Here is a 22531-nt window from a genome sequence, read left to right on the forward strand (position 1 = left end):
TCCGAGGGCGCCAAGCGCTCTCGGATGCTCGAAGGTGCCCGTGAAACAATCGTCTGAGGGGAAATCCCGATGAATTACAACTGGGACTGGGGCGTGTTCTTCAAGTCCACCGGCGTGGGCAGCGAAACCTATCTGGACTGGTACGTCACCGGCCTGGGCTGGACCATCGCCATCGCCATTTCCGCCTGGATCATCGCCTTGCTGCTGGGCTCGGTCCTCGGTGTCATGCGTACCGTGCCGAACCGTCTGGTAGCAGGTATCGCCACTGCCTACGTGGAGCTGTTCCGCAACGTACCGCTGCTGGTGCAGCTGTTCATCTGGTACTTCCTGGTGCCGGACCTGCTGCCCGAAGGCCTGCAGGAATGGTTCAAGCAGGACCTCAACCCGACCACTTCGGCGCTGATCAGCGTGGTCATCTGCCTGGGCCTGTTCACCGCCGCCCGCGTGTGCGAACAGGTGCGTACCGGCATCCAGGCGCTGCCCCGCGGCCAGGAAGCCGCCGCCCGCGCCATGGGCTTCAGCCTGTCGCAGATCTACACCAACGTGCTGCTGCCGCAGGCCTACCGGATCATCATTCCGCCGCTCACCTCGGAATTCCTGAACGTGTTCAAGAACTCGTCGGTGGCGTCGCTGATCGGCCTGATGGAACTGCTGGCACAAACCAAGCAGACCGCCGAATTCTCGGCCAACCTGTTCGAGGCCTTCACCCTGGCCACGCTGATCTACTTCACCCTGAACATGGGCCTGATGCTGCTGATGCGCATGGTCGAGAAGAAAGTCTCGGTGCCCGGCCTGATTTCCGTAGGGGGCAAATAAATGGACATGGATTTCAGCGAAATCATCCCGGCCCTGCCCGCCCTGTGGGAAGGCATGGTCATGACCCTGCAACTGATGGTCATGGGCGTGGTCGGCGGCATTGTACTGGGGACCATCCTGGCCCTGATGCGCCTGTCGTCGAGCAAGCTGCTGTCGAACGTGGCCGGCGCCTACGTCAACTACTTCCGCTCGATCCCGCTGCTGCTGGTAATCACCTGGTTCTACCTGGCGGTACCATTCGTGCTGCGCTGGATCACTGGCGAGGACACCCCGGTGGGTGCCTTCACCTCCTGCGTGGTGGCCTTCATGATGTTCGAGGCCGCGTACTTCTGCGAAATCGTCCGCGCCGGCGTGCAGTCGATCTCCAAGGGCCAGATGGGCGCCGCCCAGGCCCTGGGCATGACCTACGGCCAGACCATGCGCCTGATCATCCTGCCCCAGGCCTTCCGCAAGATGACCCCGCTGCTGTTGCAGCAGAGCATCATTCTGTTCCAGGACACCTCGCTGGTATACACCGTGGGCCTGGTGGACTTTCTCAACTCGGCACGCTCCAACGGCGACATCATCGGGCGCTCCCATGAGTTCCTGATCTTCGCCGGTGTCGTGTACTTCCTCATCAGCTTCTCCGCTTCGTGGCTGGTCAAGCGCCTGCAAAAAAGGATCACCGTATGATTTCCATCAAGAACGTCAACAAGTGGTACGGGGACTTCCAGGTACTGACCGACTGCAGCACCGAGGTCAAGAAGGGTGAAGTGGTGGTGGTGTGCGGCCCGTCGGGCTCGGGCAAATCCACCCTGATCAAGTGCGTCAACGCCCTGGAGCCGTTCCAGAAAGGTGACATCGTGGTCGACGGCACCTCGATCGCCGACCCCAAGACCAACTTGCCCAAGCTGCGCTCGCGCGTTGGCATGGTGTTTCAGCACTTCGAGCTGTTCCCGCACCTGTCCATCACCGAGAACCTGACCATTGCCCAGCGCAAGGTGCTTGGCCGCAGCGAAGCGGAAGCGACCAAGAAGGGCCTGGCCCTGCTCGACCGCGTCGGCCTCGGTGCCCACGCCAAGAAGCACCCCGGCCAGCTGTCCGGCGGCCAGCAGCAGCGCGTGGCCATTGCCCGCGCCCTGTCGATGGACCCGATCGTCATGCTGTTCGACGAACCGACCTCGGCGCTGGACCCGGAAATGGTCAACGAAGTACTGGACGTGATGGTCGAACTGGCCCACGAAGGCATGACCATGATGTGCGTGACCCACGAAATGGGCTTCGCCCGCAAGGTGGCCAACCGCGTGATCTTCATGGACAAGGGCAACATCATCGAGGATTGCCAGAAGGAAGACTTCTTTGGCAACCCGAGCGCCCGCCACGAGCGTACCCAGCACTTCCTCAGCAAGATCCTGCAACACTGATTTTGCTTCACTGAAGCGGTCGGCGCCGCTGCCCTTTCGGGCAGCAGGCGCTGGTCGTGACAAGGCCACTGTGATGAAATGCGATCCTTCGCTTCTTCTCCCTGCCAAGCCTGCCGTGAAATCCCGCCTGCTCCGCCAATTGCTGTTGCCGCCACTGATCATCCTGCTGATGGTCGGCCTGGGAACGGCCGGCTACCTGATCAGCGAGAGCAACGGTATCCGCGCCCTCAGCGAAAACGGCGAGCGCCAGCTGGAGCTGCACGCGCGCACGGTCGAGAGCGAAATCAGCAAGTACACCTACCTGCCGAGCCTGCTGGAGCTGGAAGACAGCGTCTCGCACCTGCTCACCGACCCTGACGGCGGCTCGCGGCAGGCCGTCAACGAATACCTCGAAGGCCTGAACCGGCGCAGCCGCAGCCGGGCCATCTTCGTGCTCGACACCAATGGCCGGGTCCAGGCCACCAGCAACTGGCGCGATGCCGACTCGTTCCTCGGCGAGGACCTGTCGTTCCGTGCCTACTTCCAGACCGCCGTGCGCGGCGAACCCGGGCGTTTCTACGGTATCGGCAGCACCACTGGCGAGGCCGGTTATTACCTGGCGCATGGCCTGGAGGAACACGGCAAGGTCATTGGCGTGGCGGTGATCAAAGTGCGGCTGGATACCCTGGAAGAGCGCTGGCAACGTGCGCGCCTGGAAGCGTTCGTCAGCGACGAGAACGGCATCATCATCCTCTCCAGCGACCCGGCCCGGCGCCTGAAGTCGGTACGCCCGCTGACCCCGCAAATCAAGGAGCGCCTGGCCCGTAGCCTGCAATACTACTGGTGGCCGCTGAACGAGCTGCAGCCCCTGGCCCGGGAAACACTGGCCGATGGTGTGGAAAAGCTGACCTTCCCGGCCAACAGCGAAACCGCACAGGGCAAGGCCCGCGAAATGGCCTACCTGGCCCAGACCCGGCGGCTGGTCGACACGCCCTGGCATTTCACCTTGCTGACCCCGCTGCAGGACCTGCGCCGCGAATCCATGGTACAGGGCGTCCTGGTGGGCGTGGCCTTCGCCTTGCTGGCAATCCTCGGCATCGCCTGGAACGAACGACGCAAGGTCATCGCCACCCGCCTGGCAGCCCGCGAGGCCCTGCAGGAAGCCAACAGCCAGCTGGAGCGACGGATTACCGAACGCACGGCCGACCTGCGTGCCAGCAACGAGCGCCTGAAGGGTCAGATTCGCGAGCGCCGGCATGCCGAACAAACCCTGCGCCACGCCCAGGATGAACTGGTACAGGCCGGCAAGCTGGCCGCCATCGGGCAGATGTCCACCAGCATTGCCCACGAACTGAACCAGCCGCTGGCCGCGCTGCGCACGTTGTCCGGCAATACCATACGCTTCCTCGAACGCGGGGCGCTGGAAACCGCCAGCACCAACCTGCGCACCATGAACGACCTGATCGACCGCATGGGTCGCATCACCGCCAGCCTGCGTTCGTTCGCCCGGCGCGCTGACGACAGCGGCCAGGCCTCGCTTGCCAAGGCGGTTGACGCTACCCTGCAGGTGCTGGCCAACCGCATCAGCGCCTGCCACCTGCAGTTGCACAATCAGTTCGAGGACCAGCAGCTGGCGATCGACCAGACCCGGTTGGAGCAGATCCTGGTCAACCTGATCGGCAACGCCCTGGATGCCATGGCCGCCCAGCCGCTGCCGCAACTGTGGCTGGAAGGCGAGCTGCAGGGCGACAAGTACCGTTTGCAAGTGCGCGACAATGGCCATGGCATCGACGCCGAGGCGCGCAAGCACCTGTTCGAACCTTTCTTCACCACCAAACCGGGCGAACATGGCCTGGGCCTGGGCCTGACCCTGTCGGCGAGCCTTGCCGCCGCCGCCAAGGGCAGCCTCAACGTCGAGCACCCCGCCAGTGGCGGCACGGCGTTCGTCCTGGCCCTGCCCCTGGCCTCCCCCCCTAGCGAATCGGCAGAGCACCCATGACCCAAGCGCCTCTTACTGTCCTGATCGTCGAAGACGACCCGCATGTGCTGCTCGGCTGCCAACAGGCGCTGGCCCTGGAGGACATCGCCTGTGAAGGCGTGGGCAGCGCCGAGCAGGCGCTGGAACGCATCGGCGACGACTTCGCCGGCATCGTCGTCAGCGATATCCGCCTGCCGGGCATCGATGGCCTGGAGCTGCTCAACCGCCTCAAGGCCCGCGACCGCAGTCTGCCGGTGGTGCTGATCACCGGCCACGGCGATATCGACATGGCGGTGGGCGCCATGCGCAATGGCGCCTACGACTTCATGGAAAAACCCTTCTCCCCAGAGCGCCTGGTCGACGTGGTGCGCCGTGCCCTCGAACAGCGCGGGCTGTCGCGCGAAGTGGTGGCCCTGCGCCGCCAGCTGGCCGAGCAGAGCAGCCTGGAGGGGCGCATCATTGGCCGTTCGCCGGCCATGGAGCACCTGCGCGAACTGATCGCCAACGTCGCCGATACCTCGGCCAACGTGCTGATCGAAGGCGAAACCGGTACCGGCAAGGAACTGGTCGCCCGCTGCCTGCACGACTTCAGCCGCCGCCAGGGCCAACCGTTCGTGGCGCTGAACTGTGGCGGCCTGCCGGAAAACCTGTTCGAAAGCGAGATTTTCGGCCACGAGGCAAACGCCTTCACAGGTGCCGGCAAACGCCGCATCGGCAAGATCGAACATGCCAACGGCGGCACGCTGTTCCTCGACGAAGTGGAGAGCATGCCGATCAACCTGCAGATCAAGCTGTTGCGCGTGCTGCAGGAGCGCACTCTGGAGCGGCTGGGCTCGAACCAGAGCATTGCGGTGGACTGCCGGGTGATCGCCGCCACCAAGTCCGACCTGGATGCCATGGGCCAGAGCGGCCAGTTCCGCAGCGACCTGTATTACCGGCTGAACGTGGTAACCCTGGAGCTGCCACCGCTGCGCGAGCGCCGCGAAGATATCCTCCAGCTGTTCGAACACTTCCTGCAGCAGTCGGCCCTGCGCTTCGACCGTGAAACACCTGCATTGGACAGCCAGACCCTGTCGCGCCTGATGGCCCACGACTGGCCGGGCAATGTGCGTGAACTGCGCAACGTCGCCGAACGCTATGCCCTCGGCCTGCCAGCTTTCAAGAAAGGCCCCAGCGGTGGTGCCAGCCAAGGTTTGGGCTTTGCCGAGGCGGTGGAAGCATTCGAGCGCAACCTGCTCGGCGATGCCCTGCAACGTACCGGCGGCAACCTTAGCCAAGCCAGCCAGGAGCTGGGCATGGCCAAGACCACGCTGTTCGACAAAGTGAAAAAATACGGCCTCGGCTGACCTCAATCTCAACTGGAAAGACAACGTGGACCTGGTATTCAAAGCGGCCCTGGGCGCTGGTGTGGTATTGCTGCTGGCGGTGCTGTCGAAGACGCGCAATTACTACATCGCCGGGCTGGTGCCGCTGTTCCCGACCTTCGCCCTGATCGCCCACTACATAGTCGGCAAGGGGCGCAGCATTGCCGACCTGAAGACCACCATCCTGTTCGGCATGTGGGCGATCATTCCGTACTTCGTGTACTTGGCGACCTTGTATGTGCTGGTCGACCGCATGCGCCTGGAGGTATCGCTGGCGTTGGCCACCGTGGCCTGGCTGATGGCCGCGACGGTTCTAGTGACCTTGTGGGTGCGGATGCACTGAGACTGACCGGCTGACTCCGGCCTTTGTGGGAGCGGGTTCACCCGCGAAGAATCCAGCGCGGTGTATGGCACCGGCGTTGCCGGTGTTCGCGGCTAAAGCCGCTCCCACAGGTACCGCGTAAACCTTAAACCTGTACTGCACCTGTGGAAGCAGGCGCGCCGGTTCAAAGCCCTGCGATATGCGTGACATCCTGCCGATGCGCCTGCAGGTAGGGCAACACTGCCCCCAGCAACGGCGCCTTGAATTCTTCTTGAAAGCGGTGCGCCAACCCCGGTATCAAGCGCAGCTGGCTGCCCTGGATATGCGCCGCCAAATGCACGCCATGCATGACTGGCAACAAAGGGTCGGCCGTGCCGTGCACCACCAATGTCGGCACCCTCAGCTGGTTCAATAGCTCAACCCGGCTCGGCTCGGCCAGTATCGCCATGATCTGGCGCTTGGCCCCGTCAGGGTTGAACGCCCGGTCATAGGCCACCGCCGCCTGCTGCAGCAACGCCGCACGGTCGTCACGCACGTCGGGGCTACCCAGCGCAGCCAGCAGGTCGGCCTGTTGCTCGATGGCCACTTCGCGGTTCGGTGCGCTGCGCCGGGCCAGCAACTGCACCAGCGCCGGGGCCGGCGCTGGCAGCCCCGCCGCCCCTGAACTGGACATGACCAAGGTCAGGCTGCGCACCCGCTCGGGCGCCATTGCAGCCAGGTGCTGAGCAATCATGCCGCCCATGCTCACACCCAATACATGAAACTGGCGCACACCCAATGCATCCATCAGGTGCACGCCATCATCCGCCATGTCGGTCAGCGTGTACGGCGCCGCCATCGGCAGGCCCAGCTTGTAGCGCAGCAGCGCGACCGTCAGGTTGGCCGACGGCGGCACCTGGTTCCAGCGCGACAGCCCGACATCGCGGTTGTCATAGCGGATCACCCGAAAGCCCTGTCGGCACAACGCCTCGACCACATCGTCCGGCCAGTGAATCAACTGCCCGCCCAGGCCCATCACCAGTAGCAAGACCGGGTCGCGTGGCGCGCCGACGCTCTGGTACACCAGGCTGACCGCGCCCAGTTCGGCACGCTGCACCGGCACGTGGGCGTCACAACGCTGTTCAGCAAAACCCGCAGGAACGCCGAATACAAAGAAAAGAAAAAGCCAAAAAGCCCGCATGAAAGAAACACCAGAATGCAGATCCCCAGTAGAACGCGAGTCTGATGAATTCTGTTCGGGCGCGCTGCCACAGTTCGGTGACAGTTTGATGACTCCCGCCAGGCGGTGCGGCCGAACGCCCAGTCGACAGGCACGGCAACATGAGGGAAACTCAACTCATTCCCTGTTTCCTCAAGTCCACACACCGGAGTCAGCTGTGCTGGAGATCCGTCACCTGAAAACCCTTCATGCCCTGCGCGAGGCCGACAGCCTGGTAGAGGCCGCCGAGCGCCTGCACCTTACCCAGTCGGCGCTGTCACACCAGTTCAAGGAGCTGGAAGAACGCCTGGGCCTGCCGCTGTTCGTGCGCAAGACCAAGCCGATCCGCTTCACCAGTGCCGGTTTGCGCCTGCTGCAGCTGGCCGATGCCACCCTGCCGCTGCTGCGCGGCGCCGAACGTGACATCGCGCGCCTGGCCGGCGGCACCGCCGGGCGCCTGCACATGGCCATCGAATGCCACAGTTGTTTCCAATGGCTGATGCCGACCATCGACCAGTTCCGTGACGCCTGGCCGGAGGTGGAGCTGGACCTGGCCTCCGGCTTTGCCTTCGCCCCACTGCCGGCCTTGGCCCGCGGCGACCTCGACCTGGTAGTGACTTCCGACCCGCTGGACCTGGCGGGCATCACCTACGTGCCGCTGTTCACCTACGAGGCGATGCTGGCGGTGGCCAACCAGCATCCGTTGGCCAGCAAGCCCTACATCGTGCCGCAGGACCTGCTCGACCAGACCCTGATCACCTACCCGGTGGAGCGCGACCGCCTGGACATCTTCACCCGCTTCCTGGAACCGGCCGACATCGAGCCCGCTGCCGTGCGCACCTCGGAGCTGACGGTGATGATGATGCAACTGGTGGCCAGCGGCCGTGGCGTGTGCGGCATGCCGCACTGGGCGCTGCACGAGTACAGTTCGCGCGGGTATGTGAAGGGCAAGCGCCTGGGTGAGAAAGGCCTGTTCGCCACGCTTTATGCCGCCGTGCGCACCGACATGCTCGATGCGCCATACATGCGCGACTTCCTGCTGACGGCCAAGGACACCTCGTTCGCCACCCTCGATGGCGTCAGTGCGGTGCGCTGACGGCCTGGCGGTAAAGCGGCAGGATCAGGTCGCGGGTCAGGGGCGCCAGCTGCATGGCGGGTACCTGGTCAGCGGCCAGCCACACCACCTCCTCTATCTCCGCGGCCGGCAGCACGGCTGCGGCGCTGTCGACACGAAACAGTTCGGCCTGTACCTCGAAGCCTGGCTCGTTGGCGGCCGGGGCACTGAACTGGCCCAGGTGCACGGCCTGGGCCGGGTCAATGTGCAGGCCCAGTTCCTCATGCAGCTCGCGCACCAGCGCCTGCACCGGGGTTTCGCCAGCATCGATCTTGCCGCCGGGCTGCATGAAGGCCTGGGTGCCGCGTTTGCGTACCAGCAGGGTGCGGCCTTGGGGGTCGATCAACAGGGCGGCGGCGATGCGGATGGTGTTGGGCATGGGTGGGCTCACCTGAAACAATGGCCGGGGAGGATCCCATGGGGGTCATTGGCCTGACAAGGCCGGTGTTTCCTGTGCCGGCCTCTTCGCGGGCGCGCCCGCTCCCACAGGTGCACCCACAGGGCCAGAGAGCGGCGCTGTACCTGTGGGAGCGGGTTTACCCGCGAAGAGGCCAGCACAGGTCAAAGCTTATTTCACAGACGAACGGCCCCTTGCCAACCCGCCCCACACCCTCCATAACCAACACATGAACCTGCCCGCCAAACACCACCCGGTGCTCGAGCTGTTCCACCCCGCCGTGCGCACCTGGTTCCGTCGCCACTTCGCCACGGTGACCGATGCCCAGGCCCAGGCGTGGCCGTTGATCCATGCCGGCCAGTCGATGCTGCTGGCCGCGCCGACCGGTTCGGGCAAGACCCTCAGCGCGTTCCTTGCCGTGCTCGACGAACTGTTTCGCCAGGGCCTGGAGCATCAGGGCGAACTGCCCGCACGAACCCAGGTGGTCTATGTTTCGCCACTCAAGGCGTTGTCCAACGACATCCGTCTGAACCTGCAGGCGCCGCTGGAAGGCATCAGCCAGGCCCTGGCGGACCAGGGCCTGAACGCCCCGCGCATCACCACGGCCGTGCGCAGCGGCGACACCCCACAGAAGGAGCGTGCCGCCATGCGCAAGCTGGCGCCGCACATCCTGGTGACCACACCCGAATCGCTCTACGTGCTGATGGGCTCGGCTTCGGGCCGTGAAGGCCTGGCCAGCGTGCACACGGTGATCGTCGACGAAATCCATGCCTTGGCCGGCAACAAGCGCGGCGCCCACCTGGCACTGACCCTGGAGCGCCTGCAGGCCCTGTGCAACCGGCCATTGCGGCGTATCGGCCTGTCGGCCACGCAACGCCCGGTCGAGCGAGTGGCGCAATTCCTGGTCGGCAACGACCGTCCCTGCGCAATCGTCGATGTCGGCCATGCTCGGCAGCGCGACCTGGCCATCGAGGTGCCGCCAGTGCCGCTGGGTGCAGTGATGGCTACCGATGTCTGGGGCCTGGTCTATGACCGCCTGGCCACCCTGGCGCGCGAACACCGCACCACCCTGGTGTTCGTCAACACCCGGCGCCTGGCCGAGCGCATCACCCGCCACCTCAGCGACCGCCTGGGGAAAGAGGCGGTTGCCGCGCATCACGGCAGCCTGGCCAAGGAACTGCGCCTGGATGCCGAACAACGCCTGAAAAACGGCCAGTTGCAGGTGCTGGTGGCCACTGCGTCGCTGGAGCTGGGCATCGATATCGGCGACATCGAGCTGGTCTGCCAGATCGCTTCGCCAGGTTCGATCGCGGCCTTGCTGCAGCGGGTCGGCCGCGCTGGCCACCAGGTCGATGGCGTGCCCAAGGGGCGTCTGTTCCCGACTTCGCGCGATGACCTGATCGAATGCGTGGCCCTGCTCGACTGCATACGCCGGGGCGAGCTGGACGAACTGCACATTCCTCGGGCGCCGCTGGATGTGCTGGCCCAGCAGATCGTAGCCGAGGCCAGCAACCAGCCCTGGCACGAACAGGCCCTGTTCGACTGCCTGCGCCAGGCCACGCCCTACGCCGAACTCGACCAGCAACATTACCAGGCGCTGCTGCGCATGCTCGCCGAGGGCTACAACGGCCGCCAGGGCGTGCGCAGTGCCTACCTGCACCGCGATGCGGTGAGCGGCACCCTGCGTGGCCGTCGTGGCAGCCAACTGACCGCGCTGACCAGCGGCGGCACCATCCCCGACAACGCCGACTACGCCGTGCTGCTCGAACCGCAGGCGCTGAACATCGGCAGCGTCAACGAAGACTTTGCCGTGGAAAGCATCGCCGGCGATATCTTCCAGCTGGGCAATGCCTCCTATCGCATCCTGCGGGTCGAACCAGGCCGGGTGCGGGTGGAGGATGCCCATGGCCTGCCACCGACCATCCCGTTCTGGCTGGGCGAGGCGCCGGGGCGCAGCGACGAGCTGTCTGCCGCGGTGGCCCGGCTGCAGGCGCAGATCGACCAACAGCTGGCTGACAACGACCAGGCCGAGGTGCTGGCATGGTTGCAGGGTACCTTCGAACTGGGCGAAGACGCCGCCAGCCAGTTGCTCGACTACCTGGCCCGCACCCGCGAAGTGCTCGGCGCCCTGCCCTCGCAGGACACGCTGGTGATGGAGCGCTTCTTCGATGAGTCCGGCGGTACCCAGCTGATCATCCATTCACCCTACGGCAGCCGTATCAACCGCGCCTGGGGGCTGGCCCTGCGCAAGCGCTTCTGCCGCACCTTCAACTTCGAGTTGCAGGCGGCGGCCAGCGAGGACGCCATCGTGCTGTCGCTGTCCTCCAGCCACAGTTTCGAACTGGACGACGTGTGGCGTTACCTGAATAGCCGCAGCGCCGAGGCGATCCTGGTCCAGGCGCTGCTCGATGCGCCGCTGTTTGGCGTGCGCTGGCGCTGGAATGCCGGCGTGACCATGGCCCTGCCGCGCTTTGTCGGCGGACGCAAGGTGGCGCCACAGATCCAGCGGATGAAGAGCGAAGACCTGATTGCCGCCGTATTCCCCGAGCAGATCGCCTGCCTGGAGAACATCGTCGGCGAGCGGCAGATTCCCGATCATCCGCTGGTCGAGCAAACCCTCGACGACTGCCTGCACGAGGCCATGGACAGCGAAGGCTGGCTGGCGCTGTTGCGGCGTATGGAAAGCGGCGCAGTGCGCCTGCTGTGCCGCGACCTGCCCGCCCCTTCGCCGCTGGCGTCGGCCATCCTCAACGCACGGCCTTATGCCTTCCTGGATGACGCACCACTGGAAGAACGGCGCACTCAGGCAGTGCTCAACCGGCGCTGGAGCGAGGTGCAGAACGGCGACGACCTGGGCGCGCTGGACGCCGATGCCATTGCCGCCGTCGCGGCCGAGGCCTGGCCGCAGCCGGGCAACGCCGACGAAATGCATGAAGCGTTGATGGGCCTGGGTGCCATCAGCCAGGACGAAGTGCAGGGCAATGCCAGCTGGGAGCTGCTGCTCAGGCAGTTGGCCAAGGCCGGCCGGGCCCTGCGCCTGGTGGATGAAAAGCTGTGGCTGGCGCGTGAGCGGTTGAGCCTGCTGCAGGCACTGTACCCCGGCTCCCGGCTGGAACCTGCGTTGCAGGTACTGCCTGGCTTCGATCAGGTCATCGAGCCGGACGTTGCGCTGGTCGAACTGTTACGAGCCCGCCTGAGCGGCCATGGCCCGCTGACCCGCGCGCAGATTGCGGCAGCACTTGGCAAGCCGCCGCAGGCCATCGAACAGGCCTTGGCCCGCCTGGAGGCCGAAGGCTATGTGCTGCGTGGGCATTTCAGCCCTGGCGCAAGCGAACTGCAATGGTGCGAGCGCCATTTGCTGGCACGCATCCATCGCTACACGGTCAAACGCCTGCGCCGGGAGATCGAGCCGGTCAGCCTGCAGGACTTCATGCGCTTTCTGTTCGACTGGCAGCACCTGGCCAACGACACACACCTGCGTGGCCCGCAAGCGGTGGCTGAGGTCCTTGGCCAGTTGCAAGGGTTCCCGAGTGCCGCCGGAGCCTGGGAAGCCGAACTGCTGCCGGCACGTATCAAGGACTACAGCCCGCACTGGCTCGACGATGCGTGCCGTAGCGGGCAGTTCGCCTGGAGCCGGCTGGCGGCGACGGTGTCGAGCAACACCCTGTCGAGCACACCGCTGGTACTGCTGCCGCGCGAGCACCTTGGCCTGTGGCGCAGCCTGGCCCCCGTGCCTGCGGTGGATAGCCTCGGCGCACGGGCGCAACGCGTCCACCAGGTGCTGAACGCACATGGCGCGCTGTTCTTTGACGAGCTGGCACACGACGCCCACCTGCTGCCCAGCGAGTTGGAAACGGCCTTGCAGGAACTGGTAGGCGCAGGCCTGGTGGGAGCCGACAGCTTCACCGGCCTGCGCAGCCTGATCACCCCGGCGGCGAAACGCACATCGCGCAACAGCCGACGCGGCCACCCGCCGCTGTCCAGCAGCATGTCCCATGCCGGGCGCTGGGCCTTGCTGCGCAGGGGCACTGTAGACGACAGCCAGCGCCTGGAGCACATCGCCCGGGCCCTGCTTCGGCGCTATGGCGTGGTGTGCTGGCGCCTGCTGGAGCGTGAAAGCGATGTGCTGCCGCCCTGGCGTGAACTGCTGCGCTGCTATCACAGGCTGGAAGCGCGTGGCGAGATTCGTGGCGGGCGCTTCATTGCCGGGCTCGCCGGCGAACAATTCGCCTTGCCGGAGGCGGTGGGGCTGCTGCGGCAGGTGCGGCGGCGTGAATTGGACGGGGCATTGGTGGTGGTAAGTGCCAGTGACCCGCTGAACCTGGTCGGGTCGTTGCTGCCGGGGGCGAAAGTGCCAGCGGTGAGTGGCAACCGTTTGTTGTATCGCGACGGAGTGCCGGTGGCGGTGCGGGTGGCCGGGCACTATTCGTACCTGGTCGAAGCGCCGGCACAAGAGCAGGAAAGCTGGCGGCAGAAGCTACTGCGCGACACTTTCTGAATGCCTTCACGGCATGCACAGGCCCTGTAGGAGCAGCCTTGTGCTGCGAAGAGGCCATTATTGCCGAAGACAATCTGTATCCCTGCTGGCCTCTTCGCAGCACAAGGCTGCTCCTACAAAAGCCCGCGTTGGCCTGAAGACCGTTGCCAGGTCTCTGCGAGAATGATTTTCGCTACCCCGAATTTCATTTTCAGCACCGCCCAAACCGGGCTATGGTCGGGGTTTGCCCCAGGCCCTGAGCCTGACCGCGCCATCGCAAGGACCCTGTATGAGCCTGTCACTTCTCAGTCGCTATGCCTTCTTCGCCGCCTGTGTACTGTTCACCTTGGCAAGCCTGCCCTTCACCCACCACGAATGGTTGTGGCCGTTCACCCTGAGCACCGCCATCCTCAGCCTGATCGGCCTTTTCGACCTGTTGCAGCAGCGCCACGCGGTACGCCGTAATTACCCGATCCTGGGCAACATCCGCTACCTGGTCGAAGCCATTCGCCCGGAAATCCGCCAGTACCTGCTGGAGGCAGACAGCGACGCCCTGCCATTCTCCCGCGCCCAGCGCTCGCTGGTGTATGCCCGGGCGAAGAATGAAGCCTCGGACAAACCCTTCGGCACCCTGATCGATGTGTACGAGTCCGGCTTCGAATTCATCGGCCACTCCATGCGCCCGGCGTCTTTGGCCGACCCGGCAAGCTTCCGGGTCATCGTCGGTGGGCCGCAGTGCAGCCAGCCATACTCGGCGTCGATCTTCAACATATCGGCGATGAGCTTTGGCTCACTCAGCGCCAACGCCATCCGCGCCCTCAACCAAGGCGCCAAGCTGGGCAATTTCCACCATGACACCGGCGAGGGCAGCATCAGCCCCTACCATCGCGAGCATGGCGGCGACCTGGTCTGGGAACTGGGCAGCGGCTATTTCGGCTGCCGCACGCCGGACGGGCGCTTCGACCCCGAACGCTTCGCCGCCCAGGCACGCAGCCCGCAGGTGCGGATGATCGAAATCAAGATGAGCCAGGGCGCCAAGCCCGGCCATGGCGGCATCCTGCCCAAGCACAAGGTGACCCGGGAAATTGCCGAAACCCGTGGCGTGCTGATGGGCGAAGACTGTATCTCGCCGTCACGCCACAGCGCCTTCTCCACCCCCATCGAGATGATGCAGTTCATTGCCCAGCTGCGTGAACTGTCTGGTGGCAAACCGGTAGGCTTCAAGTTCTGCCTGGGCCACCCGTGGGAGTTCATGGGCATCGCCAAGGCCATGCTGGAAACCGGCATCCTGCCCGACTTCATCGTCGTCGACGGCAAGGAAGGTGGCACCGGCGCGGCACCGGTGGAGTTCACCGACCACATTGGCGTACCACTGCGCGAAGGGCTGCTGTTCGTGCACAACACCCTGGTCGGCCTGAACCTGCGTGACAAGATCAAGCTTGGCGCCAGCGGCAAGATCGTCAGCGCCTTCGACATTGCCAGCGTGCTGGCCATTGGCGCTGATTGGGCCAACTCGGCGCGCGGCTTCATGTTCGCCATCGGTTGCATCCAGTCGCAGAGCTGCCACACCAACAAGTGCCCGACCGGTGTAGCCACGCAAGATCCACTGCGCCAGCGTGCGCTGGTGGTGCCGGACAAAGCCCAGCGGGTGTTGAACTTCCACCACAATACCTTGCGAGCCTTGGCCGAAATGCTGGCTGCTGCGGGGCTGGAACACCCGGCGCAGCTGGAAGCCAAGCATCTGGTGCGACGCATCTCGGCCACCGAGATCAAGCTGTTCTCGCAGATGCATGTGTTCTTGAAGCCGGGTGAGCTGCTGACTGGCGAGGTGAATGGCCAGTTCTATTCGCGCATGTGGCAGCTGGCGCGGGCGGACAGCTTCGAACCAAACAGCGAAGTGGCAGCCTGATAGAACCCTGGGGCCGCTGCGCGACCCTTTCGCGACACAAGGCCGCTCCTACAGGAAATCGCGACCCATGCTGCTGTCGCGGTCGCCTGTAGGAGCGGCCTTGTGTCGCGAAAGGGCCGCAAAGCGGCCCCAGCCATTTCAGATCAGGAAGCAGTACTGGCCACACCCTGCGCGTCTTTCGGCGCCAGGCGGAACGCGTAGTACAGCACCGTCAGCAGCACCAGGAACGCCGGGCCGATGTACAGCGCCACGCGGGTATCCTCGAAGTACGCCATCAGGCCGACCACCAGCACCAGGAAGGCCAGCGCCAGGTACGAGCTCAGCGGCCACAGCCACATGCGGTACTTCAGTGCCTTGCGTTCGGCAGTGCAGAGGCCGGCGCGGAACTTCAGCTGCGCCAGCAGGATCATCACCCAGGTCCAGATCGCGCCGAAGGTGGCGATCGAAGTAACCCATACGAAGACCTTCTCCGGCACCAGGTAGTTGGCCAACACGCCCAGCAGCAGCGCGCCGATGGACAGCAGCAGCGCGTTGCGCGGCACGCCGTTCTTCGAAGTGCGGGCGAAGGCCGCCGGGGCCTGGCCGTTCTGCGCCAGGCTGTAGAGCATGCGCCCGGTGCTGAAGATGCCGCCGTTGCACGACGACAGCGCTGCAGTGATGACCACGAAGTTGATGATGCCGGCGGCGGTCTTGATGCCCAGGCGCTCGAAGGTCATGACGAACGGGCTGCCCTGGCTGCCGATTTCGTTCCACGGGTAGATCGACAGAATCACGAACAGCGCACCGACATAGAACAACAGGATGCGCCAGAACACCGAGCCGATGGCCTGCGGGATGGTCTTTTGCGGGTTGCGTGCTTCACCGGCGGTCAGGCCGATCATTTCCACGCCCAGGTAGGCGAACATCACCATCTGCAGCGACATCAGCACGCCGGTCACGCCATTGGGCATGAAGCCGCCGTTGCTCCACAGGTTGGAGATACCCATTGCCACACCGTCATTGCCGAAGCCAAAGGCAATGATGCCGATGCCGCCAAGGACCATGGCAATGATGGTAACGATCTTGATCAGGGCGAACCAGAACTCGAACTCACCAAAGGCCTTGACGGCCACCAGGTTGACCGCACCCATGCTGCCCAGCGCCGCCAGGGCCCAGATCCAGCGCGGTACGTCGGGGAACCAGATGCCCATGTAGATGGCCACCGCAGTGATTTCGGCAACGCAGGTCACCAGCCACAGGAACCAGTAGTTCCAGCCAGTAAGAAAGCCCGCCAGCGGGCCGAGATAGTCCTGGGCATAACGGCTGAACGAGCCAGCGACAGGGTTGTGCACGGCCATTTCGCCAAGGGCGCGCATGATCACCAGAATGGCCAGGCCGCCGATGATGTAGGACAGCATGATAGCGGGGCCGGCCATTTCGATGGCCTTGGCCGAACCGAGGAAAAGACCGACGCCGATACAGGCGCCCAGCGCCATCAGGCGGATGTGCCGTTCGCCCAGTTCGCGCTTGAGCGGGCCGCCTTCAGTGGCCTGGCCGTGGGCAGGATGGTTGCCGACTGGCATAGCAATACAACCTCATTTTGTTATTGGATTTGACCTTCGTGCAGCACCGGCCACGCCGATAGGCGAAGCGTTGGCTTGCCGGGCTGGCCTCGTGGGCCTGCCCGTGTGCCGGAATAGAGCGCCCGGCAAGGCGAAGGGGGCGAGCAGTATAGGAAGACCGTTGTAGGGATTTTCGCTGTATAAACAGGAAAATTCAGCTAGATTTCTGGGCCGCTTCGCGCCCCCAAAATCGCCCGGCCACCATAGCAATATCGCCTTACGAAGAAACCCACACCAAAGCCGCATAGCCCTACGCCACTTTTCGCCGTCTCTTACAAATTTTTCACCTGACCCGCTCAACGTCTAAGCTTCAGACAAGCAAGACGAAAATACCTGGCCGGATAGAAGACTATGGGCGCACTGTGGCAATCGGAACCAAGCAGAACGGAAGCACCCGAGATACCTCCGGCCGAGACGCCACAACCCAAATCCCCCCGTCAGCGTCGGCTATGGTGGCGGCTGATCATCCTCATCCTGCTGGTGGCGCTGGTGGCCATCGGCTTCGCTGCGTATGACGAATTCCGCACCTCCAACCTGCAGTCACGGGAATTCAGCAAGCTGGCCAGCACCCTCACCTATTCGCTGCAACCAGGCCCCAGCGATGCCATCGTCTACCCTGGCGAAGGGCCGTTCGACAAACGCCTGGGCTACAGCGCCCTGGGCGAATTCCTGCCGCGCCTGCTCAAGCGCGACTACCTGATCAGCGAACAGGTTAGGTTCTCGCCGGCGTTGATGAACTACGTCGATCATGGGCTGTTCGCCCCCTATATCGAGAAAATCCAGGCTGGCCTGTCGATCACCGACTGCCGCGGCGACGTGCTGTACCAGTACAACTACCCGCAACACCTGTACCCGGACTTCGCTGCGATCCCGCCGGTTATCGCCAACAGCCTGCTATTCATCGAGAACCGCGACCTGCTCGACACCAAGGACCCGCGAAACAACCCGGCCGTGGACTGGCCGCGCTTCGCCAAGGCCGCCTACAGCCAGGTGGCCAAATACCTGGCCCTGCCCGGCCAGTCCGCTGGCGGCAGCACCCTGGCCACGCAACTGGAAAAGTACCGCCATTCACCGGACGGCCTGACCGTTTCCGGCGCCGAGAAGATCCGCCAGATGATTTCCGCCAGCGTGCGCGCCTACCAGGGCGGCCCCGACACCACCGAGGCACGCCAGCGCATCGTGCGGGACTACCTGAACAGCGTGCCGCTGTCGGCAGTGCCCGGGCATGGCGAAGTGCATGGCATGGCCGAAGGCCTGCGGGTGTGGTACGGCGCCGATTTCGACCAGGTCAACCAGACCCTGAATTCCACCGCCAGCGACCCCGAGAGCATGGCCGCACGCGGCCTGGCCCTGCGCCAGGTGCTGTCGCTGATGATTGCCCAGCGCCGGCCCTCGCACTACCTGTCCAAGGGTCGGCTCGAACTGGCCGAACTGACCGATGCGCACATCCGTGTGCTGGCCGCCAACAAGGTCATCGAGCAGCCACTGGCCGACGCGGCACTGGCCAGCAAGGCGGTATATCGCGACTGGGTGGCGCAACCGACCATCGTGCCGATCGTCACCAACAAGGGCATCAGCCTGGCACGCAACCGCCTGGCGGCCATGCTCAATCGCCCGCTGTACGACCTCGACCGGCTCGACGTGTCCGCCACCAGTACCCTGCAGTCCGACCTGCAACTGCAGGTCAGCCAGTACCTGAAAAACCTTGCCGACCCTGAATTCGCGGCGCAGATCGGCCTGATCGGCGAACGCCTGCTCACCGCCAAGACCACCGACCAGGTGAGCTACAGCTTCACCTTGTTCGAGCGCACCGCCGACGGCTCACGGGTACGGGTGCAGACCGACAGCACCGACCAGCCCTTCGACATCAACGAAGGCAGCAAGCTGGAACTGGGTTCCACCGCCAAGTTGCGGGTGCTCACCACCTACCTGGAAATCATCGCCGAGCTGCACGACAAATACGCTGGCAAACCTGCCGCCGAGTTGAAGAAAGTCGAAGTCGCCGAACTCGACCGCATCAGCCAGTGGTCGCTGGAATGGCTGGCACAAAACAGCAAGAACCAGAGCCTGGACGCCATGCTCGATGCCGCGTTGGAGCGCAAGTATTCAGCCAACACCGGCGAAGCCTTCTTCACCGGCGGCGGCATGCATGTGTTCAACAACTTCCGCAAGGAAGACAACAGCCGCAACCCAACCCTCAAGGATGCATTGCGCGAATCGATCAACCTGCCGTTCATCCGCCTGATGCGCGACCTGGTGCGCTACGTGACCTACCAGCAGCCGTACAACCGCGTGCCGCTGCTCAAGGACGACTCCGACCCGCGCCGCCAGGAGTACCTGGCCCGTTTCGCCGACAAGGAAGGCACCAACTACCTGATGCGCTTCTGGAAGAAATACCAGCGCAAGACCTCGCAGCAGCGCCTGGACACCTTCCTCGACAGTATGCGCGTGACCCCGCAACGGTTGGCGGCCGTACACCGCTACCTGTTCCCCGAGGCAGGCCAGGAAACCTTCAACGCGTTTGTCCGTGCCCACCTCAAGGGTGACAAGATCGTGCTGGGCAAACTGACCGATGGCCGCCTGTCGGAGATGTACGACGCCTATGGCCCGGGCAAATACGACCTGCCCGATCAGGGTTATATCGCCAAGGTCCACCCGCTGGACTTGTGGCTGCTCGGTTACCTGCTGAAGAACCCAGGTTCGACCTTGACCGAAATGGTCAATGCCAGCCGCTTCGAGCGCCAGGAGGTATACGGCTGGCTGTTCAAGAGCCGCCATCAGGGCGCCCGTGACAGCCGCATTCGCACCATGGTGGAGATCGAAGCGTTCCTCGACATTCACCAGCGCTGGAAGCGCGTGGGCTATCCGTTCGACCACCTGGTACCCTCGCTGGCCACCGCCATCGGTAGCTCGGGGGATCGACCTGCCGCCCTTTCCGAGCTGGTCGGCATCATCCAGAACGACGGCGTGCGCCTGCCGACCTTGCGCATCGACACACTGCACTTCGCGGCCAACACGCCCTACGAGACCAAGCTGGTCACTGACCCGGACCGGGGTGTGCGGATACTGCCGGTCGAAGTGGCGCGCGCCCTCAAGGGCGCCATGTCGCAGGTGGTGGATGCGGGCACTGCGCGGCGTATTTCCGGCAGTTTCAAGCTGCAGGACGGTACACCATTGGTGATGGGCGGCAAGACCGGCACCGGTGACAACCGCATCGAAAGCTTTGGGGCTGGGGGCCGGCTGATCGGCTCGCGCTCGCTGAACCGTACCGCCACTTTCGTGTTCTTCCTGGGCGACAACCACTTCGGTACCTTGACCGCGTTCGTGCCGGGGCGCTCGGCAGAGGCCTTCAAGTTCACCTCGGCGCTGCCAGTGCAGGTACTCAAGGGCATGGCTCCGATTCTCATGCCATACCTGCAACCGGGCAATCCGAATGAGTGCAAAGCGCCGCAGGTGGCCGTGCATACAACCACGCCGCAAGGGGATACATCGAACAACTAGATGATAATCATCTGCAATTAAAGGCTTGTCTTTAGATATATCTTGAGTAATATCTTACGATATATCGCAAACGACGGAGCCCTGCCCCCATGCGCGAACACACCCCTCATGACCCCTTCGAGCGGCGCCCTGGCCGTGGCGAGCGCGGCCCACGCGTCTTCGCCCCCGGCGACCTCAAGCTGCTGATGCTGGACCTGCTCGCCGAGCAGCCTGGCCACGGCTACGACCTGATCCGCCAGATCGAAAACCTGTTCGACGGCAGCTACAGCCCAAGCCCCGGGGTGATCTACCCCACCCTCAACTTCCTCGAAGAGGCCGAGCTGATCAGCGGCCAGGTGCAGGGCAGCAAACGCCTTTATGCCATCACCGAAGCCGGTCGCACCGCCCTGGCCGAACAGGCTGTCGCGCTGGACGGCGTGCGTATGCGCATCGAAGTCAGCAAGCGCGCCCTGCGCGGCCACGACCGCCCACCAGAAATTCATGAAGCGGTCGGCAACCTGCGCCACGCGCTGCACATGCATAGCGGCCGGTGGACACCGGAAGAAATCGAGCGGGTTCGCGACCTGCTCAACCATACCGCCAAGGCCATCGCCTCTGGGCCGGCCGAACCTGTCAGGGAGACACCCCATGAGTGACACCATTCACCGCGTGAACCACGAAATCCGCCAACGCCGCCTGCAGGTGCTGCGGGTCACCGAACTGACCCCGCGCATGCGCCGCATCACCCTCGGGGGCGCCGAGCTGCAAGGCTTCACCAGCGTGGGCAGCGACGACCATATCAAGCTGCTGTTCGCCGAAACACCGGAGCAACAGCAAGCCATCGAGGCTCGCAACCTGGGCCGAGAGGGTGGCGCACGGCCTACCATGCGCGAATACACGCCACGGCGCATCGACCTGGTGGCCAATGAGCTGGACATCGACTTCGTGCTGCACGGCGATGGCCCTGCCTCCACCTGGGCCGCGCAGGCGGCACCCGGGCAAACTCTGGACATCGCCGGGCCGCAGGCTTCGATGGTGGTGCCGGACATCTTCGACAGCTATCTGCTGATCGGCGACGAAACCGCCCTTCCGGCCATTGGCCGCCGCCTGGAGGAGTTGCCTGCTGGCCGCCAGGTGCTGGCGGTTATCCAGATCGAAGACGAGCAGGAACGCCAGCCGCTGCCGAGCAAGGCGCAGGTGGAGGTGATCTGGGTACGTCGCCAACAGGAAGACTTGCTGGCGCTGGTGAAGAACCTGACCTTGCCGCAAGGCCGGTTATACGCCTGGGTGGCACTGGAAAAAGCCCTGTCCCGCCAGGCCAAGGCACTGTTGCTGGAGAAAGGGGTGCCTGAGGACGCGCTGAAGGCTGTAGCGTACTGGCGTGCCGACGGGACTGCGGACGACGAATGATTGTTTATTGCTGCGCCGGCCTCTTCGCGGGTAAACCCGCTCCCACAAGGGCGGCGCTGTTCCTGAGGGCAGCGCAGTACTTGTGGGAGCGGGTTTACCCGCGAATGGGGCGCCACCGATCCAGCCCCAGCAGCACCAGCCCGATTCCCCAGAACCCCGCCAACACCCCCAGGGCATTGAGCATCACCTGCCCATACCCCAGGCTCGCCACATCGATGAACGGGTAGGCATATACGCCAATCTCGCTCCCCCGCCACAACGCGTAGGCAAAATACGTTGCCGGATACACCGCCCAGACCGGCAACTGCCATAGGCGCAACCTGCCCTTGGGCACCTCGCACCACCAATACAAGGCATATAGCACGGGCATCACATCATGCATCAGCTCGTCGGCCAGCCATTGCCAGCCCTGCGGTTGCCACAAGTGACGCAACAGCACGCTGTAGGCCAATGCCACCAGCACGATGCTGGCGGCCACCGCGGAACTCACTGAAGGCGACAGGAAAAAACGCTTGGCACGGCCTTCCCGGCCGAATGCCGCATAACTGAGCACCGTTGCCACCAGGGTATTGGTCAACACGGTGAAATACCCGAACACATTGATCAGGCCACCCACCAGGCTGGCCTGCTCCTGCCAACGCGCCAACAGCACCAGGTACACCTGCACGGCCAGGCCGAACCAGCCCAGCACGGCCATGCCGGTCAGCCAGGGACGGCGCGGCATGTCAGGCCTGGCGCTGCAGCTTCACGTACAACTGCTCGACCTTTTCCCGTGCCCACGGCGTCTTGCGCAAGAAAGTCAGGCTCGACTTGATGGTCGGGTTGCTCTTGAAGCAGCGCACATCGATGCGCTCGGCCAGGCCCTGCCATTGGTAGTGCGCAACCAGCTCGGTGAGGATCTGTTCGAGGGTCTTGCCGTGCAGCGCGTTGTGTTGGGCCGTGCTCATGCCAGTGCTCCGTAGGAAAGATGCGCACCTTACACGAGTGTAGTGGTGGGTGGGATCAGATGAGTCGACAGAAAAACCGCTGGCCAGGCGCAAAACCTCTGTGCTGAAATAGAGATGTTATATTGTAACAATACAA

General features: G+C 64.2%; 17 protein-coding genes. 12 read left to right on the forward strand and 5 right to left on the reverse strand.

What is annotated here, in order from left to right; genetic code table 11:
• Positions 1-69 precede the first annotated feature (69 nt).
• The 6 genes from RIN61_RS05935 (at position 70) to RIN61_RS05960 (ending at position 5883) form a co-directional block, all read left to right on the forward strand.
• Positions 70-816 carry an amino acid ABC transporter permease gene (locus RIN61_RS05935; protein ID WP_112250591.1) on the forward strand — a complete coding sequence of 249 codons (747 nt, stop codon included), beginning with the start codon at positions 70-72 and terminating at the stop codon, positions 814-816.
• Positions 817-1488, forward strand: a complete 672-nt coding sequence (locus tag RIN61_RS05940; RefSeq protein WP_075046155.1) for an amino acid ABC transporter permease — start codon at positions 817-819, stop codon at positions 1486-1488.
• On the forward strand, positions 1485-2219 hold the full coding sequence (locus RIN61_RS05945) for an amino acid ABC transporter ATP-binding protein (RefSeq protein WP_003258023.1): 735 nt from the start codon (positions 1485-1487) through the stop codon (positions 2217-2219). Before RIN61_RS05940 ends, RIN61_RS05945 begins: the two co-directional genes overlap by 4 nt.
• Positions 2220-2292: 73 nt before the next feature.
• Positions 2293-4197, forward strand: a complete 1905-nt coding sequence (locus RIN61_RS05950; RefSeq protein WP_207877361.1) for a two-component sensor histidine kinase AauS — start codon at positions 2293-2295, stop codon at positions 4195-4197.
• Positions 4194-5522 carry a two-component response regulator AauR gene (locus RIN61_RS05955; protein ID WP_112250589.1) on the forward strand — a complete coding sequence of 443 codons (1329 nt, stop codon included), beginning with the start codon at positions 4194-4196 and terminating at the stop codon, positions 5520-5522. The genes RIN61_RS05950 and RIN61_RS05955 overlap by 4 nt, the downstream gene beginning before the upstream one ends.
• Before the next feature lie 25 nt (positions 5523-5547).
• Positions 5548-5883 (forward strand): GlpM family protein, encoded by a 336-nt coding sequence (locus tag RIN61_RS05960; RefSeq protein WP_112250588.1) that lies wholly within the window; start codon positions 5548-5550, stop codon positions 5881-5883.
• A gap of 163 nt (positions 5884-6046) precedes the next feature.
• Here the strand turns inward: RIN61_RS05960 and RIN61_RS05965 are convergent, their stop codons facing one another.
• Positions 6047-7042 carry an alpha/beta fold hydrolase gene (locus tag RIN61_RS05965; RefSeq protein ID WP_313856222.1) on the reverse strand — a complete coding sequence of 332 codons (996 nt, stop codon included), beginning with the start codon at positions 7040-7042 and terminating at the stop codon, positions 6047-6049.
• A 196-nt stretch (positions 7043-7238) separates the two neighbouring features.
• Here RIN61_RS05965 and metR point away from each other — a divergent pair, with 196 nt between their 5' ends.
• The gene (gene metR / locus RIN61_RS05970) at positions 7239-8156 is read left to right on the forward strand and encodes a transcriptional regulator MetR (protein ID WP_003258025.1); all 918 of its coding nucleotides are present in this window, start codon (positions 7239-7241) and stop codon (positions 8154-8156) included.
• Here metR and RIN61_RS05975 read toward each other — a convergent pair.
• Complete coding sequence (locus RIN61_RS05975) at positions 8140-8553, reverse strand: NUDIX hydrolase (protein ID WP_112250584.1); 414 nt, start codon at positions 8551-8553, stop codon at positions 8140-8142. The two genes, metR and RIN61_RS05975, sit on opposite strands and share 17 nt — an antisense overlap.
• A gap of 247 nt (positions 8554-8800) precedes the next feature.
• On the opposite strand from RIN61_RS05975, the gene RIN61_RS05980 reads away from it, so the two are divergent.
• Together RIN61_RS05980 and RIN61_RS05985 are read left to right on the forward strand one after the other, a co-directional pair.
• Positions 8801-13069: a DEAD/DEAH box helicase gene (locus tag RIN61_RS05980; protein WP_313856225.1), complete on the forward strand. Its 4269-nt coding sequence runs from the start codon at positions 8801-8803 to the stop codon at positions 13067-13069.
• A 268-nt stretch (positions 13070-13337) separates the two neighbouring features.
• On the forward strand, positions 13338-14957 hold the full coding sequence (locus RIN61_RS05985) for an FMN-binding glutamate synthase family protein (RefSeq protein ID WP_207877357.1): 1620 nt from the start codon (positions 13338-13340) through the stop codon (positions 14955-14957).
• Positions 14958-15100: 143 nt separating this feature from the next.
• On the opposite strand, the gene RIN61_RS05990 is transcribed toward RIN61_RS05985, so the two are convergent.
• Positions 15101-16519, reverse strand: coding sequence for an amino acid permease (locus tag RIN61_RS05990; protein ID WP_215520781.1), 1419 nt, complete (start codon positions 16517-16519; stop codon positions 15101-15103).
• Positions 16520-16909: 390 nt separating this feature from the next.
• Here RIN61_RS05990 and RIN61_RS05995 point away from each other — a divergent pair, with 390 nt between their 5' ends.
• The 3 genes from RIN61_RS05995 (at position 16910) to RIN61_RS06005 (ending at position 21448) form a co-directional block, all read left to right on the forward strand.
• Entirely contained in the window at positions 16910-20059 is a 3150-nt protein-coding gene (locus tag RIN61_RS05995; RefSeq protein WP_215520782.1) for a transglycosylase domain-containing protein, read from the forward strand.
• Between the two features lie 89 nt (positions 20060-20148).
• The gene (locus RIN61_RS06000; protein WP_313856231.1) at positions 20149-20694 is read left to right on the forward strand and encodes a PadR family transcriptional regulator; all 546 of its coding nucleotides are present in this window, start codon (positions 20149-20151) and stop codon (positions 20692-20694) included.
• A complete protein-coding gene (locus RIN61_RS06005) occupies positions 20687-21448 on the forward strand; it encodes a siderophore-interacting protein (RefSeq protein ID WP_313856233.1) in 762 nt (253 codons plus the stop codon). The genes RIN61_RS06000 and RIN61_RS06005 overlap by 8 nt, the downstream gene beginning before the upstream one ends.
• A 94-nt stretch (positions 21449-21542) precedes the next feature.
• Here RIN61_RS06005 and RIN61_RS06010 read toward each other — a convergent pair whose 3' ends face one another.
• Positions 21543-22172: a Pr6Pr family membrane protein gene (locus RIN61_RS06010; RefSeq protein ID WP_112250573.1), complete on the reverse strand. Its 630-nt coding sequence runs from the start codon at positions 22170-22172 to the stop codon at positions 21543-21545.
• A 1-nt stretch (position 22173) separates the two neighbouring features.
• Positions 22174-22395: a VF530 family protein gene (locus RIN61_RS06015; protein ID WP_003252112.1), complete on the reverse strand. Its 222-nt coding sequence runs from the start codon at positions 22393-22395 to the stop codon at positions 22174-22176.
• Positions 22396-22531: the final 136 nt, after the last annotated feature.

The organism is Pseudomonas inefficax (assembly GCF_032164165.1).
Taxonomy (GTDB): Bacteria; Pseudomonadota; Gammaproteobacteria; order Pseudomonadales; family Pseudomonadaceae; genus Aquipseudomonas; species Aquipseudomonas inefficax.